Annotated in this window: 15 protein-coding genes; 7 read left to right on the top strand and 8 right to left on the bottom strand. The window is 66.0% G+C overall.

Annotated elements, in window-relative coordinates; all coding sequences use genetic code 11:
• Window position 1 precedes the first annotated feature (1 nt).
• On the bottom strand, window positions 2–910 hold the full coding sequence (aguB, locus tag AC2CQI_RS03505; protein ID WP_484579189.1) for an N-carbamoylputrescine amidase: 909 nt from the start codon (window positions 908–910) through the stop codon (window positions 2–4).
• Window positions 907–1,968 carry an agmatine deiminase family protein gene (locus AC2CQI_RS03500; RefSeq protein WP_484579188.1) on the bottom strand — a complete coding sequence of 354 codons (1,062 nt, stop codon included), beginning with the start codon at window positions 1,966–1,968 and terminating at the stop codon, window positions 907–909. Before AC2CQI_RS03500 ends, aguB begins: the two co-directional genes overlap by 4 nt.
• Before the next feature lie 135 nt (window positions 1,969–2,103).
• Between AC2CQI_RS03500 and AC2CQI_RS03495 the strand changes: the two genes are divergently transcribed.
• Window positions 2,104–2,955: a LysR substrate-binding domain-containing protein gene (locus AC2CQI_RS03495; RefSeq protein ID WP_075801891.1), complete on the top strand. Its 852-nt coding sequence runs from the start codon at window positions 2,104–2,106 to the stop codon at window positions 2,953–2,955.
• On the opposite strand, the gene AC2CQI_RS03490 is transcribed toward AC2CQI_RS03495, so the two are convergent.
• The 5 genes from AC2CQI_RS03490 to AC2CQI_RS03470 all read right to left on the bottom strand — a co-directional run bounded on the left by AC2CQI_RS03490 (window position 2,952) and on the right by AC2CQI_RS03470 (window position 8,363).
• Window positions 2,952–3,674: a CPBP family intramembrane glutamic endopeptidase gene (locus AC2CQI_RS03490; RefSeq protein WP_484579187.1), complete on the bottom strand. Its 723-nt coding sequence runs from the start codon at window positions 3,672–3,674 to the stop codon at window positions 2,952–2,954. The genes AC2CQI_RS03495 and AC2CQI_RS03490 overlap by 4 nt on opposite strands.
• A 163-nt stretch (window positions 3,675–3,837) precedes the next feature.
• Window positions 3,838–5,478, bottom strand: a complete 1,641-nt coding sequence (locus AC2CQI_RS03485; RefSeq protein WP_484579186.1) for an FAD-dependent oxidoreductase — start codon at window positions 5,476–5,478, stop codon at window positions 3,838–3,840.
• A gap of 11 nt (window positions 5,479–5,489) precedes the next feature.
• Window positions 5,490–5,810: an NIPSNAP family protein gene (locus tag AC2CQI_RS03480; RefSeq protein ID WP_484579185.1), complete on the bottom strand. Its 321-nt coding sequence runs from the start codon at window positions 5,808–5,810 to the stop codon at window positions 5,490–5,492.
• A gap of 2 nt (window positions 5,811–5,812) precedes the next feature.
• Window positions 5,813–7,543 carry an FAD-dependent oxidoreductase gene (locus tag AC2CQI_RS03475; protein WP_484579184.1) on the bottom strand — a complete coding sequence of 577 codons (1,731 nt, stop codon included), beginning with the start codon at window positions 7,541–7,543 and terminating at the stop codon, window positions 5,813–5,815.
• A gap of 10 nt (window positions 7,544–7,553) precedes the next feature.
• Complete coding sequence (locus AC2CQI_RS03470; RefSeq protein ID WP_484579183.1) at window positions 7,554–8,363, bottom strand: shikimate dehydrogenase family protein; 810 nt, start codon at window positions 8,361–8,363, stop codon at window positions 7,554–7,556.
• 148 nt (window positions 8,364–8,511) lie between these two features.
• On the opposite strand from AC2CQI_RS03470, the gene AC2CQI_RS03465 reads away from it, so the two are divergent.
• Window positions 8,512–9,285 (top strand): IclR family transcriptional regulator domain-containing protein, encoded by a 774-nt coding sequence (locus AC2CQI_RS03465; RefSeq protein ID WP_484579182.1) that lies wholly within the window; start codon window positions 8,512–8,514, stop codon window positions 9,283–9,285.
• A gap of 111 nt (window positions 9,286–9,396) precedes the next feature.
• Here the strand turns inward: AC2CQI_RS03465 and AC2CQI_RS03460 are convergent, their stop codons facing one another.
• Entirely contained in the window at window positions 9,397–10,314 is a 918-nt protein-coding gene (locus AC2CQI_RS03460; RefSeq protein WP_484579181.1) for a LysR substrate-binding domain-containing protein, read from the bottom strand.
• 118 nt (window positions 10,315–10,432) lie between these two features.
• On the opposite strand from AC2CQI_RS03460, the gene AC2CQI_RS03455 reads away from it, so the two are divergent.
• The 5 genes from AC2CQI_RS03455 (at window position 10,433) to AC2CQI_RS03435 (ending at window position 14,224) form a co-directional block, all read left to right on the top strand.
• The gene (locus tag AC2CQI_RS03455) at window positions 10,433–11,326 is read left to right on the top strand and encodes a sugar phosphate isomerase/epimerase family protein (protein WP_484579180.1); all 894 of its coding nucleotides are present in this window, start codon (window positions 10,433–10,435) and stop codon (window positions 11,324–11,326) included.
• On the top strand, window positions 11,323–12,099 hold the full coding sequence (locus AC2CQI_RS03450) for an SDR family NAD(P)-dependent oxidoreductase (protein ID WP_075801899.1): 777 nt from the start codon (window positions 11,323–11,325) through the stop codon (window positions 12,097–12,099). The genes AC2CQI_RS03455 and AC2CQI_RS03450 overlap by 4 nt, the downstream gene beginning before the upstream one ends.
• Window positions 12,100–12,142: 43 nt before the next feature.
• On the top strand, window positions 12,143–13,438 hold the full coding sequence (locus tag AC2CQI_RS03445) for an MFS transporter (protein ID WP_075801900.1): 1,296 nt from the start codon (window positions 12,143–12,145) through the stop codon (window positions 13,436–13,438).
• A gap of 55 nt (window positions 13,439–13,493) precedes the next feature.
• Window positions 13,494–13,778, top strand: coding sequence for a YciI family protein (locus AC2CQI_RS03440; RefSeq protein WP_075801901.1), 285 nt, complete (start codon window positions 13,494–13,496; stop codon window positions 13,776–13,778).
• A gap of 191 nt (window positions 13,779–13,969) precedes the next feature.
• Complete coding sequence (locus AC2CQI_RS03435) at window positions 13,970–14,224, top strand: type B 50S ribosomal protein L31 (protein ID WP_075801902.1); 255 nt, start codon at window positions 13,970–13,972, stop codon at window positions 14,222–14,224.
• The last annotated feature ends 36 nt before the right edge of the window (window positions 14,225–14,260 follow it).

Below are 14,260 nucleotides of genomic sequence, written 5' to 3'. Positions count from 1 at the left end.
CTCACACCTCCCGGGCCGGGCGCCAGACGCTGGTCGAACCACCGTCGAGGCTGAGCAGGGTGCCGTACATTTCCGGCCGGCGGTCGCGGAAGATGCCCCAGGTCAGGCGCTCTTCGCGCATGGCCTTCAGGTCGAGGGTGCGCATCAGCACGCCGGGGGTATCACGGTCGGCCTCGGCCAGCAGCTTGCCCTTGTGGTCACTGATGAAGGACGAGCCGTAGAAATCCATATGCAGCTCAGGGTCGCCGGTCGCCACCTCGCGACCGATGCGGTTGGCCGCCACCACCGGCAGCAGGTTGGCCGCCGCGTGGCCGCGCATGGTCATCTGCCAGTGGTCGCGGGAATCGAAGGCGGCAGCGCCCGGCTCGGAACCGATCGCCGTGGGGAACAGCAACACCTCGGCGCCCATCAGCGCCAGGCTGCGCGCCGTTTCCGGGAACCACTGGTCCCAGCAGATACCGATGCCGAGGCGGCCGAACGCGGTGTCCCAGACACGAAAGCCGGTATCGCCGGGGCTGAAATATTCCTTCTCCTGGTAGCCGATGGCGTTGGGGATGTGGGTCTTGCGGTAGACGCCCAGCAGGCGGCCATCGGCATCGGCGACGCTGAGGGAGTTGAAGAAGGCATTGCCGGCCTTCTCGTACCAGCTCAGCGGCAGCACCACGCCCAGCTCCCGGGCCAGCGCGGCGAAGCGCTGGAGCACGCGGCTATGGGCATATTCCTCGGCCAGGGCGAGGTGCTTGTGGTCCTGCTCGATGCAGAAATACGGGGTGGCGAACAGCTCCTGCAAGAGGATCACCTGGGCGCCCTGGGCGGCGGCATCGCGGACCAGTTGCTCGGCGCGATCGAGGTTGGCCGGCAGGTCCCAGGTGCACGGCATCTGGGTGGTGGCAACGGTGAAAAATGTCATGCTGCTTGCCCCTTCAGTGGCCAGGCCGGTTGTTGTTGGGTGATGCAGTGCACGCCGCCGCCCCCGTGGGCCAGGTGCTCGATGCGTACCGGCACCACTTCGCGACCGGGGAAGGCACCGGCCAGCACGCTGGCCGCTTCACGGTCGGCCTCGATGCCGTAGGCCGGCATGATGATCGCGCCGTTGGCGATGTAGAAATTGGTGTACGAGGCGCAGAACACCTCGGCGTCCGGGTCTACGGCAGCGCTGGCTTCGTACAGGTCGATCAGTTCGAAGCTGCGGCCCTGGGCATCCCGGGCCAGGGACAGGGCGCGACGGTTTTCCCGCACCACTTCGGCGTACACCGAATCGCGGTCGTGGGTCGCGTCCACCAGCAGCAAACCCGGGCGGGCGAAGGCGCAGACGCCATCGACATGGCCGTCGGTCATGTCGCCGGTGACGTACTGTGGATCGCCGGGCAGCCAGATGGTTTTCTTCACGCCCAGCAGGCGGGCGAAGATGGCCTCGGCATCGGCCTTGTCCAGCCCCGGGTTGCGGTTGGGATTGAGCAATACCGATTCGGTGGTGATCAGGGTGCCTTCGCCATCGACATGAATGGCCCCGCCTTCGTTGGCCAGCCAGGTGCCGAAGCAGTCCAGGCCCAGGCCATTGAGCACACGCCGCGCCAGGCCCTCGTCCAGCCCGTGGGCCGACTTGCCGCCCCAGGCGTTGAAGCGCCAACTGACGCCGGCCAGGCCGTGCTGCGGATGGCAGACGAAGGTCGGTCCGGAATCGCGGCACCAGCTGTCGTCCACCGGCTGCTCGATCAGCTCGATGTTCGCGCCACACAGCTCGGCGGCACGGGCCCGGGCGTCGGGGGCGACCACCAGTTTCACCGGCTCGAAGCGGGCGATGGCGTTGGCGACCCGAGCGAAATCCTCCTGCACCTGCTCCAGGCGCACGCTCCATGTGCTCTCCCACAAGGCCCGGTTATGCGGCCAGACCATCCAGGTCGCTGCATGGGGCGCCCACTCCGCGGGCATCATCCAACCACTGCTTCGATCACCGTTGCACACCATGTTCACTCCACCTTCAGTTAAGTATTTTTTATGACTGAAATCCGCCGTTGCGGAATGGATGTCATGCTATGGCGTCACCCGAGCGGCAACAAACGATGGATTTAACCGACAACTGATTAGCGAGACTTATCGATCATGCTGAAACACTGGCCACCCCTGAATGCCCTGCGCGGCTTCGAAGCCGCCGCGCGCCTGGGCAGTTTCCACAAGGCTGCCGAGGAACTGCACCTGACCCAATCGGCGATCAGCCAGCAGATCCGCAGCCTGGAGACCTTTCTCGAACAGCCGCTGTTCTATCGCAGCGGGCGCAGCGTCAGCCTGACCGATGCCGGGCACGACCTGCACAGCACCACCCAGGCCATGCTGCAGCAGTTGTCGGTGGGGATCCGCCGCCTCGACCAGTACCGCAAGCCCAACCAGTTGGTGGTCAACACCACCCCGGCCTTTGCCCGGCACTGGTTGCTGCCGCGACTGGGGGATTTCCATCGGCTGCATCCGGAGGTAGATTTGTGGCTGTTCACCACCTACGAGGCACCGGACATGGCCAGCCAGACGGTGGACCTGTGCCTGCGGGATGACCTGGAGCAGCAGGCCGAATGCAGCTACGAGGTGCTGCTGGAAGACCGGCTGTACCCGGCCTGTCACCCTGACCTGATCGACCGGCCGGCGGCGCAGCGCACCACCTTGCATGGCGAGCGGGAGATGGACTGGAGTCGCTGGTCGGTGCAGGGTGGCGAGGATGTCGGGCAACGCACCCACGGGCTGAATTTTTCCGATCCGGGGTTGCTGCTGGATGCCGCGTGCGAGGGGCACGGGGTGGCGCTGGTCAGCCAGTTGCTGGCGGCGCGGGCGGTGGAAAAAGGCGTGCTGCAGCCGCTGAGCGAGCGGCGGGTGACCGGGATGAGCTGGGTGTGCCTGGTGCATCAGGACAGTGAGAAGAGTCCGCTGACCCGGTCATTCCTGGAGTGGTTGCGAGCGTGCCTTTAGAAAGGCTGTGCGATCAGCAGGATTGCGGTGCCATGGGCAGCAACTGTCGCAATCACCCCATAACGCAGCCTGATCAAGGCACAGGTCACACCCTCGAGCAAGGTGAACAGCAACACCGGCCAGCCCGCCTGGGTGACGGTGTAGGCAAGAAACACATGGCAAGCCGCAAAGGCCAGCGCACTGCCCAGGGCGGCCCGCAGCGGCGAGGCATGCTGTTCCAGATAGCCCTGCAACACCCCGCGAAACAGCACTTCCTCAAGTGCATTGCCGCCATAGGCAAGCACTAGCAAACCGACGAACCAGAGAGTGAAGCCACTGAACTCGGTGCCCTGGTACAGGCGTAGAGGAAGACCAATGGCGCAACCCGCCAACAGGCCGAGGGCCAGCCCCTTAGGGAGATGGCCCTTGCGCCAGACAATCAGTCTGCAAAGCTCCGGCGCCAGCCGCTGCAAGGCCGCAATCAGCCCCAGCGACATCAGCCCCAGCGCAGCGAGCACCAGTGGATTGGCGATGAAGCCGATACGCACCTGGCCGTCCAGGGCCCACAGGCCGGTGGGGGTCATGGCGTCGCGCAGGAGGATGAAGGTCAGCAGCAGGATGGCGATGCGCAGGCCGGCCTGGGCTTTCGGGGTGAACGCGAACCACAGCAGGCAGAGGATCAGGCCGGGGGTGATGTGCAGGAGGTAGGTGGCGAGGTGGGCGAGTCCGTCCTGGAGCATTGCAGGGGTCCGTCTGCGGCTGGGGGTCAGCAGTCTATCCGAGGATTTGCTGTGGGTCTTCAGGGCCTCATCGCTGGCAAGCCAGCTCCCACAAGGACCGCTGCACCGCCGAACCTGTGGGAGCTGGCTTGCCAGCGATGAGGCCCGCAAGACCACCAGAAGATCAGGAAGCCAACGCCAAGCCCGCCAGATACCCGAACACCATCCCCGGCCCGAGGGTGATCCCGCCACTGGGGTAGTACCCGCCCATGACGCTGTTCATGTCATTCCCCACCGCATGCAGCCCCGGAATCACCTGCCCGTCCCGATCCAGCACCCGCGCCGCCGCATCGGTCTTCAACCCGGCAAAAGTCCCAAGGCTCCCGGCCACCAGCCGCACCGCATACAAGCGCCCCTGCAATGGCCTCAACGACGGATTCGGCCTGTTCAATGCATCCCCGGAAGCCCGGTTGTAGGCCGACTGTCCCCGCCCGAAATCCGGGTCATGCCCGAGTCGCGCATGCTCGTTGAAACGCTCGATCGTTGCCTGCAATTGCTCGGGATCCAGTCCACAACGCTGCGCCAGTTCCCGCGCATCCCGCCCCTCGCGCAGGTACCCGCAACGCCGGTAATACCCCAGCGGAAACGGCCACGGCTTGGCCCAGCCGATCCCGAAGCGCCGTTGCGCCTGATGGTCGCAGATCATCCAGGCCTCAGGCTCCTGCCCCTTCGGCGTGCGGGCAAACAGATCATTCATGAAGTCGTGATAACAGTCGGCCTCGTTGGTAAACCGCCGGCCATCCGCCCCCACCGCGATAAACCCGGGCTTGCCGCGATCCACCAGATGCGGGAAGCGTCCCGGCGGCCCATCACGCCGGGGCACCAAAGAAACCGGCGCCCAGGCCGCATCATGGGCCAGATCGTCGCCGAGCAGGCCACCCACGGCCTCCCCCAGCCGCAGCCCATCGCCGCTGTTGTCCAGCGGCGCGGCGCAGTGATGTCGATGCCCGAGACGCTGCTCCAGCCGCTGCGGATCATGGGCGAAACCGCCACAGGCCAGTACCACGCCGCGCCGGGCCAGCACCCGGCGACCGTCCAGCTGCGCCCCGCTCACCCGCTCGCCGTCACGCAGCAAACCCAGTGCCGGGCTTTGCGTCAGCAACTGCACCTCCCGGTCCAGCGCACTGCGCACCAGCCGCGCCACCAGGGCATTGCCATTGACCAGGTGCATGCCGCGCCGGTAACGCAGCAGGTCGAGCATATGCCGCCCAAGGCGCTTGCCCACATGCCAGGCGGCCTTGAACGAATGCCGGGCATTGAAGAACGCGCCCATATCCGCGCCACCGGCGATGCCCATGCCGAACAGGCTGACGATGTCCAGCGGCGGGCGCAGATGCTCGAGCCACGGCCCCAGTTCGCGACCATCGAACGGCTGCGCGCACAGCGAACGGCCACCCGACGCCGAACCCTCGCCATCACGCATATCCGGCATGACGCTGCCCGGATAGAACTGCACCGCCGTATGGTTATGGAAAAACTCGACCATCTCCGGGCCACGTTGCAAGTACGCCCGCTGTTGCTCGCTCAGGGCAGTTGCGTGGACCTGCGCCAGCAAGTAACGCTCCGGCGCATCGTCGGTTTCGACCCGCCCCAGCGGATTGCGCGGCACCCACAACCAGCCACCGGACCAGGCACTGGTACCGCCCAGCCAGCGGCTCTTTTCCGCGACGATCACCCTCAGGCCCTGGCTGGCAGCGGTCACCGCCGCCGCCAGTCCAGAAGCGCCCGAGCCGATCACCAGTACGTCGCATTCCAGCGTCTGCATCGGTGCCTGACTCATTTCAGCGGCGAGAAACCGGTCGGCCGCAGCAGCCGCGACTCCAGTTTCAGCACCGCGCCCAGTTCCTTGTTCTTGCGCCCGAACTCGGCCCAGCGCGGGTCGGCCGCCATGCTGGCACGGCGCGCTGCACGGTCGTCGAGGCTTTCATAGGCCCAGATATGCACCACTTGGTTGGCTTCGCCGAACTCGGTGGTGAAGAAGCCCATCAGGTTGCCCAGGTGTTCGGTCTGCACCGCCAGGGCGTCGCTCTGGTACAGCGCCAGCCAGTCGGCCATGCGGGTCGGGCTCAGGGTGTAGGTGCGCAGTTCGTAGTACATGGTCATTTCTCCAGGGTGATCGAGAGGGTGTGCGCCAGCCGCTCGGCGGCATGGCCGGCGGCGAGCCAGCCGAAGGTCAGGCCCGGGCCGATGGTGATGCCCGGCCCCGGGTAGGTGCCGTCCATCAGCGAGTTCATATCGTTGCCGGCGGCATACAGGCCGGGGATCGGCGCACCGCTGGCATCCAGCACCCGGGCCTGGCCGTCGGTGGCAAGACCACGGGCCGAACCAAGGTCGCCGGTATGCAGGCGGACCGCGTACCACGGCGCCTTGAGCAGCGGTGCATTGCACGGGCTCGGCAGGTGCTCGGGGTCGCCCATGTAGCGGTTGTAGCTGTTGCCGCCCTTGCCGAAGGCGCGGTCGACACCGTCACGGGCATCGCGGTTGTAGGCCTCCAGGGTGCGCCGCAGACCTTGGGGATCGACGCCGATCAGTGCCGCCAGTTGCTCGGCACTGTCGGCGCGATGCAGGTAGCCGGCGTCGATCAGCGCCTGGTTGTCCACCGGCTTGGGCCGGGCCAGGCCGAGGCCGTATTGGTTCAACGCCTGGGCATCGCAGACCAGCCAGCACGGCGTGCTGCCGGTGGCGAACATGCGCTGGACGAAGTGGTGGTAGGAGTCGGATTCGTTGACGAAACGCTCGCCTGCCGCGTTGACCGCGATCACCCCAGGCTTGGCGCGGTCGGTGACCAGATGCGGGAAGCGTTCGCGCTCGCCGTTCTTGTGGGTGACTTCGGAAACCGGCGCCCAGAAGAAGTTGGCCGCCAGCCCCTGCCCCAGCACCGCGCCGGTTGCCTGGGCCAGGCGCAGGCCGTCACCGGTATTACCCGGCGGCGACATGCTCAGGTGTTCGCTGCCGGTCTCCGGACGCTGCGCAGCCGCTTGCGGCGCAGCGGCGAAACCTCCGGTGGCGCAGACCACACCACCACGGGACAGCACGCGCTGCCGGCGACCTTCGCGAGTGATGACCGCCCCCACCACGGCGCCGTTCTCGACGATCAGTTCCTCGGTGCAGCTGTTCAGCCACAGGCTCAGGCCATGCTCGAAGGCACTGGTCGCCAACCGTGCGATCAGGGCGTTGCCCGTGGTCAGCCGGGTGCCACGGGGGTGACTGATACGATCGACGGCATAACGCCCCATCAGCTTCAGGCAATGCAGCAAGGAACGCGGTGAGCGCCGGAAGCTGAGGAAATGCTGGATATCCACGCGATTGACCATCATCCCGCCGAACAGCAGCATGCCCGCCGGCGGCATCTTCAGGTCCTTGAAGTGCTCACCGAGACGACGCCCGTCGTACTCCAGCATCTCCAGCGCCCGCCCGCGATCGGTGGCGCCCTCCTCGTCCGGGTAGTAATCCGGCGACAGCGGGCGCAGGGCGTATTTCAGCTCGGTATTGGCTTCCAGCCAGCGCAGCGCCTGGTGGCCTTGCTCGATATAGGCGTCCACCAGCGCGGCGTTGTAGCCGGGGCCGATGGTCTTGTGCAGGTAGCGGCGCATGGCTTCTGCGCTGTCCACAACACCGGCGGCGCAAGCCTGATCCGTGCCATAGAGCCACACCGCACCACCGGAAATCGCCGAGGTGCCGCCGAACTGCGCGGCCTTTTCCACCAGCAGTACCTTGAGGCCCTTGCGCGTCGCAGTGGCGGCCGCGGCAAAGCCCGCGGCACCGCTGCCGAGCACGATCAGGTCGAACTGCGCTTCGCCCCCGGGCGGGAAACGGGTTGCCGTATTCATCCCGCGCTCCTCACAACTGCAAGGGCGTGACGCCCATGAAATGGCCGAGGTTGCCGAGCTGGGCGAAGGCCATCTGCGGACCGGTCTGGATCGCGCAGCCGCGTTCACGGGCGGCGGCCAGCAAGGGGGTGATTTCCGGCGAGGTGACCACATCGGCGACCAGGGTGCTGCTGCGCAGGCTGTCCAGTTGCGCCAGGGGCAGCGGCAACTCGCCGGTGCCGCCCATGCCCGCCGGGGTGGCGTTGACCAGCAAGTCGAAGCTGTCCAGGGATTCGTAGCCGATCTCGATAAGCACCTTGCCGAACGCCTTGCCCAGCAACGCGGCCAGGTTCCGGCAACGTTCGGCACTGGCATCGCTGAGTACCAGCGATTCGGCGCCGGCCTGGCACAGCGACCAGGCGATCGCGCTGCCCACCCCACCGGCCCCGATCACCAGCGCGCGCTTGCCACGGGCCTGGAAACCGTTGAGACAGGCGGCATTGAGGAAGCCCTCGCCATCGACGTTGTCCCCCAGCAGACGGCCGTCAGCCTGACGGCGGATCACGTTCACCGAGCCCAGCGCCCCGGCCCGCTCGCTGACTTCATCGAGGCGCCCGGCCAGCACCTGCTTGTACGGCACGGTGACTACCACGCCGCGCAGGTTCTGCCAGCCGCGCAGGGTGGCGAGAAACGCATCGAGGGCGTCCTCGCGGATATCGATGGGCAGCATCGCCAGGTTCTGGCTGTTGGCCTGGAACCAGCGATTGAAGTTTTCCGGGGATTTGACCTGGGTGATGGGCGACCCGACGATCGCCACCAGTTCGGTGGATCCGTGCAGCATGCTGACCTCCAGAGGGTCGGTGTTGTTGTGCTGCAAGGGTGCTGCCTGGCGCTGGCCGGGCCAATGGCGTGGATCGCCAATCTGCTTGTTATTCGCTGCAAGGTTGCGATAATCGCAGTCTTTTGCGAAATCAGCGGAGCGCCTGAAGATGGCCCAGCCCGAGATCCATCCCCGTGACCTGATCGTCGGCCTGCAGAAGGGGCTGGCGTTGATGCAGCTGTTCAGCGTCGACCAGCCGAAGCTCAGCGTGCCCGAGGCGGCACGCTTGTCGGGGCTGACACCGAGTGCGGCGCGGCGTTTTCTGCTGACCCTGGTGCACGAGGCGTTTCTCGAAACCGATGGCCGCCATTACTGGCTGACGCCCAAGGCGCTGCGGATCGGCCAGGCCTATGTGGATTCGGCGCAACTGCCACGGATGCTGCGGCCGGTGGTGGAACAGGTAGCGCGCACCACCCAGGAGCATGTGTCGGTGGGCACGCGGGATGGCGACGAGATCGTGCATATCGTGCGCAGTCGCTACAGCCACATCGCCTCGCTGTCGATCCGGCCAGGGTCGCGCTTGCCGCTGTATTGCACGGCGGGTGGGCGGATCTGGCTGGCGTCGCTGGCGGAGGAGGAACTGGCGGCGTATTTCGGGCGGGTCACGTTGCGCGGGCTGACGCCGCATACCTGTGTCGATGAGCAGGCCTTGCGCGAGGAACTGCGCCGGGTGGCGACCCAGGGGTATGCCGAGGTGGACCAGGAATTCGAGGTGGGGATGCGCGTGCTGGGAGTGCCGCTGGTGGATCGGCATGGGGTGTTGCGGTCGACGTTGACCATTACCACCCATGCATCAAGGATCAGCCTGGAGGAGATGCGGCGGCGGTATCTGATGCCGCTGTATGAGGCGCAGGCGTTGCTGAAGCCTGTTATGGAGGCCTGAAGGACTTGTGCTGTCTGGACGGGCCTCATCGCTGGCAAGCCAGCTCCCACAGTGACCGCGTGCACCGCTGACCCTGTGGGAGCTGGCTTGCCAGCGATGAGGCCCGGGAGATCACCTTGAAGCTTGAGGGGCACACCACTCCCGCAATAACCCCGCAAACACCTGCGCCGCTTCCGACAACGACCGGTCCGTCGGCGTGGTCAGGCCGATCGGCGCCCGCAGCAAGGTACTGCTGAACGGCAACGCCTTGACGATCCCCAACCTCAGGTCCAGATCCACCACCCCGCGCTGGACGAACCACACCCCGTCGTAATCCTGCACATACACCCGCGAGAACGTCTCGCTCAGCGACTCCTGGATTGCAAAGTCCTCCCCCGCTCCACTGGACAGGAGGAAGTTGTCGACACTGATCCGCACCAGCGTGCCTTGGGGGGAAACCAGCAGCACATAGGGTCGCAGGTCCTCCAGCACCAGGCGCTCGCGTGCCGCCAGCGGGTGCCCGCTGCGCACCACCAGCAGCAGGTCTTCCTCATACAGCGCTTCGAACACCACCCCGAGCATGTCGCGCCCGATCAGACGCCCGACGATCAGGTCCAGCTCGTGGGTGCGCAGCTTGCCCACCAGAAAGTCATACACCCCCGCCAGCACCTGCACCTGGATCTGCGGGAAGCGCTGGCGCATCTGCGCGATCACCGGCGCCAGCATGTAGCCGGCCGCCGTCGGCAAGGCGCCAACCCGCAATACCTGCGGCGCCTGGGGCTGCACCTGGCCCTCGTCCAGGGCCATGCGGAAACTCGCCATGGCCTGCGCCGCATGCTTGTGGAAGGCCTCGCCGGCCCGGGTCAGTTGCACGCCCTTGCGCCCGCGCACCAGCAATTGCGAGCCCAGTTCCTGCTCCAGTTCCTTGATGCTCTTGGACACCGCCGAGAGGGTGATATGCAGCAGGCGCGAGGCGGTGGCGAGGCTGCCGGAGCTGACCACGGCGAGAAACACGCGGAAGTGACGCAGGTTGATAGTGGAGAGATTCACTGGACCGACTCGAGAGTTAATCAACCTGCAAGTTAACCAAGGCGCGCTTTTATATCAATTTAATCAACCGCCAACTTCATCTAGCATCCTCTCCATCGTCAACAAGGATTCCCTCGCCATGACTCAAGCCCGCCCCCGCCTGGGTGTTTCCAGCGCCTCGCTGCCCAGCCTCGCTCCCGAGGCGCTGGTGGACGAACTCGCTCGCCTGGGTTACCAGGGCGTCGAATGGCGGGTCGCCAACACCGACCTGCTGGACGCCAGCCGCGGCTGGGATGCCCGCAGCAACAACCGCTGCACCCTGCCGCCGTGCGAATGGACCATCGCCCGGATCCGCCAGCAGTGCCAGGCCAACGGCCTGGAGATCTTCGGCCTGAGCCCCTACCTGCCGGTGGGCGATGTGGAGCAGGCCTTCCGTCTGATCGACCTCGCTGCCCTGGCCGGCAATGCCCGCCTGCGCCTGTGGGCGCCGGGCTACGAAGACGAACGCTACGCCGCTGCCAGCGCGCGCATGCGCCGCTTCCTCGACCAGTTGCTGCCCCGCGCCGAAGCCGCCGGGGTGCGCCTGGCCCTGGAAGTGCACCAGCGCACCATCTGCTCCAGCCCGTCCCTGGCCATGCGCATCGCCGAACACTATCCGGCGCAACACCTCGGCATCATCTACGACCTCGGCAACCTGGCCATCGAAGGCCGCGAGGATGTGCGCCTGTCCCTCGACCTGATGGGCGAGCACCTGGCCCATGTGCAGGTGAAGAATGTGGCCTGGGTGGCCCAGGCCGACGACTTGGGCTGGCGCTGGGAATGGTGCCCGCCGGACCAGGGCGTGCTGCCCCTGCGCAGCATGCTGCAGACCCTGGCCGCCCGCGGTTTCGCCGACTGGCTGTCGATCGAGGACTTCGACGCCACCTGGCCCGACGCCCACAAGCTGCTGCGCAACCGCGACCTGATCCGCCGCTATATCGACCTGGATGCGCCGGCTGTCCCTGTTTCCACCCCAGAGGTACTTTGCCCATGAACCTGCCCCACACCCCGCGCCGCGTCGCCCTGGTCACCGGTGCCGCCGGCGAGCTGGGCCGCGCCATCTGCCAGCGCCTGAGCCAGGACGGCCTCGACCTGATCGCGGCGGATATCAACCTGGACGCCGCCCAAACCCTGGTCGATAGCCTGCCGCAGGCCGAGGGCCAACGCGCCATCGCCGTGCACGCCGACCTCGGCGACGCCGCCTCCATCGCCGCCCTGGTGGCGCTGGGCGGTAGCACCTTCGGTCGCATCGATGTGGTGGTGAACAATGCCGCAGTGAATCATCGCGGCTCGATCTACGACTTCGACCCGGGGCAATGGGACCACATGATGGCCGTCAACCTGCGCGGCCCCGCCCTGCTCTGCCAGCAGGTGGCGCCGTACTGGAAAGCCCAGGCCAGCGGCCGGGTGATCAATATCGTTTCGCGCTGCTGGGTCGCCGGTGGCCCGCCCGCCTATGTCGCCTGCAAGGCCGGCCTGGTCGGCCTGACCCGCTCCATGGCGCGGGAACTGGCGCCGCACAACGTCACCGTCAATGCCATTGCCCCCGGCCTGTTGCCGTCGGCCTTCACCCTGGACGGGCGCGATGCCGAGAGCTTCGAGCGCATGGCCCAGGGCTCGATCAACAACACGCCGCTGAAGCGCCTGGTGACCCCGGACGACGTCGCCGGCACCACCGCCTTCCTGGCCTCGAAGGATGCCGCCTTCATCACTGCCGAAGTCATCCATGTCTGCGGTGGCAGCCAGCTGGCGCCCTTCGGCAACTGAAACCTGCCTTACCCGACCATCACAACTACAAGAAAGGTTCGCTATGACCACTCCCCATCCCGATAACCGGCGCATGGCGCGCCGGGCTGCGTTCGGCAGCTTCCTCGGCAGCGTCGTCGAGTACTACGACTTCTTCATCTACGGCTCGGCGGCGGCGCTGGTGTTCAGCACGCTGTTCTTCCCCTCCAACGACCCCATGGCCGGGACCCTGGCGGCCCTGGCGACCTTTGGCGTGGGCTATATCGCCCGGCCGATCGGCGCGCTGGTCTGCGGCCACCTCGGCGACCGCATCGGACGCAAGCAGGTGCTGATGATGACCCTGCTGCTGATGGGCCTGGCCACCTTCACCATCGGCCTGCTGCCCACCCACGCCAGCATCGGAGCCTGGGCTCCGGCGCTGCTGGTGTTCTGCCGCCTGCTGCAAGGCTTCTCTGCCGGCGGCGAACAGGTCGGCGCCAGCCTGCTGACCATGGAACATGCGCCCGGCAAGAGCAAAACCTTCTACACCAGTTGGTTGATCAACGGCGCGTCCATGGGCTCGATCCTGGCGACCTCGGTGTTCATTCCACTGTCGATGCTCAGCCAGGAACAACTGCTGGCCTGGGGCTGGCGGATTCCCTTCCTGCTCAGCGCGGTGATGGTGGTGATCACCTGGCTGATCCGCCGTGGCGTCGAGGAAAGCCCGGAGTTCAAGGCCAGCAAACCGGAGCCCCGGCGCCTGCCGGTGGCCGAGCTGTTCAGCAAGGAACGTCGGGCCTTCTTCACCGTGTTCTGCTGTGCGCTGATCTGCGCGGTGTCGTCGCTGGTGATGATCTTCGGCCTGTCCTGGGCGACCAACAACCAGAACGTCGATCGGCCCTCGATGCTTAGCGCGATTGCCGCGAGCCAGGTGGTGGCGCTGATCTGCCAGCCGCTGTTCGGCCTGCTCGCCGACCGCATCGGCCGCAAGCGCATCTTCGCCATCGGCTCGCTGGCCTGCTGCGCCGGAGTGTTCCTGTTCCTCTGGTCGATCAGCACCGGCAACCTCGGCCTGATCCTGTTCAGCACCGTGCTGCTCAAGGGCGTGCTGTACAGCGCACCGAACGCCCTGTGGCCGTCGTTCTATGCGGAGATGTTCAGCATTCGCGTGCGCTATACCGGGGTCGGGCTGGCGACCCAGTTGAGCTTCATCATCTCCGGCTTCTCGCCAAGCCTGTGCTATGCGCTGATGAGCGATGGCAATGACTGGCTTCCGGTGGCGTGCTTTATCGGCGGGCTGTCGTTGTTCGCGGCGATCGCGGCCATCGTGTCGCGGCCGGCGGGTGCCGACGAGCCGGTGTTGCAGGCACGACACGCCTGATTCCCTCTTGGCCCCGTCTTAGTGCGGGGCCTTTCTTTTTTCAAGGAGTACACACATGGCTTTTGCAGTGATCGCCCACGATTACCCGGATGCGCTTGAGCGGCGCCTGGCTTGTCGGGAGCAGCATCTGGGGCGGCTCAAGGCGCTGGCGGAACAGGGGCTGTTTCTCGGCGGCGGGGTGTTGCTGGATGAGGGCGGGAAGATGATCGGCTCGAATGTGCACCTGGGGTTCGAGCGGCGGGAGGAGCTGGAGGATTGGTTGCAGGGTGAGGTTTATGTGATGGAGCGGGTTTGGGAGAAGGTGGAGATTCGGGAGATCCGGCTGTTCAGCCCGGCTTGATACCGGGTCGATCCCATCGCTGGCAAGCCAGCTCCCACAGGTTCACCAGTGTTCTTGAGAGCACCGCGATACCTGTGGGAGCTGGCTTGCCAGCGATGAGGCCCGAGAGAACAACCATAAGCCAGGGTTGAAATGAGATTCGATATCAACTAGAGTTTTGTTACTTTATATCGTATCAATTGGAGTACCCCATGAAACCCGGCATCCACCCCGCCTATCGCCCTGTCCTGTTCCACGACACCAGCGCCAACGCCTTCTGGCTCATCGGTTCCACCGTCGACACCGACAAGACCTACGTCCACAGCGACGGCAACACCTACCCCTACGTGACCCTGGACGTGTCCAGCGCCTCCCACCCGGTCTACACCGGTCAGGAGCGCAAGGCCAAGACCGAAGGCCGGGTCGCCGGCTTCAACAAGCGCTTCGCCGCCTTTACCAGCAAATAAAAAACGCCGCTTTCCGGAACCCGGAAAGCGGCGTTT

The sequence above is a fragment of the Pseudomonas sp. P2S-1 genome (genome assembly GCF_057197725.1).
Note: the sequence above shows the minus strand (reverse complement) of the source record. Positions and strands in the feature narration are given on the sequence as shown.

Excerpts from the sequence above, each read along its gene's own strand:
- AC2CQI_RS03440 (WP_075801901.1), top strand. The coding sequence starts at position 13,494 with ATGGCTTTTGCAGTGATCGCCCACGATTACCCGGATGCGCTTGAGCGG.
- AC2CQI_RS03470 (WP_484579183.1), bottom strand. The coding sequence starts at position 8,363 with ATGCTGCACGGATCCACCGAACTGGTGGCGATCGTCGGGTCGCCCATC.
- AC2CQI_RS03445 (WP_075801900.1), top strand. The coding sequence starts at position 12,143 with ATGACCACTCCCCATCCCGATAACCGGCGCATGGCGCGCCGGGCTGCG.
- AC2CQI_RS03490 (WP_484579187.1), bottom strand. The coding sequence starts at position 3,674 with ATGCTCCAGGACGGACTCGCCCACCTCGCCACCTACCTCCTGCACATC.
- AC2CQI_RS03475 (WP_484579184.1), bottom strand. The coding sequence starts at position 7,543 with ATGAATACGGCAACCCGTTTCCCGCCCGGGGGCGAAGCGCAGTTCGAC.
- AC2CQI_RS03455 (WP_484579180.1), top strand. The coding sequence starts at position 10,433 with ATGACTCAAGCCCGCCCCCGCCTGGGTGTTTCCAGCGCCTCGCTGCCC.
- AC2CQI_RS03500 (WP_484579188.1), bottom strand. The coding sequence starts at position 1,968 with ATGGTGTGCAACGGTGATCGAAGCAGTGGTTGGATGATGCCCGCGGAG.
- AC2CQI_RS03480 (WP_484579185.1), bottom strand. The coding sequence starts at position 5,810 with ATGTACTACGAACTGCGCACCTACACCCTGAGCCCGACCCGCATGGCC.
- AC2CQI_RS03435 (WP_075801902.1), top strand. The coding sequence starts at position 13,970 with ATGAAACCCGGCATCCACCCCGCCTATCGCCCTGTCCTGTTCCACGAC.
- AC2CQI_RS03485 (WP_484579186.1), bottom strand. The coding sequence starts at position 5,478 with ATGCAGACGCTGGAATGCGACGTACTGGTGATCGGCTCGGGCGCTTCT.
- AC2CQI_RS03465 (WP_484579182.1), top strand. The coding sequence starts at position 8,512 with ATGGCCCAGCCCGAGATCCATCCCCGTGACCTGATCGTCGGCCTGCAG.
- aguB (WP_484579189.1), bottom strand. The coding sequence starts at position 910 with ATGACATTTTTCACCGTTGCCACCACCCAGATGCCGTGCACCTGGGAC.
- AC2CQI_RS03450 (WP_075801899.1), top strand. The coding sequence starts at position 11,323 with ATGAACCTGCCCCACACCCCGCGCCGCGTCGCCCTGGTCACCGGTGCC.
- AC2CQI_RS03495 (WP_075801891.1), top strand. The coding sequence starts at position 2,104 with ATGCTGAAACACTGGCCACCCCTGAATGCCCTGCGCGGCTTCGAAGCC.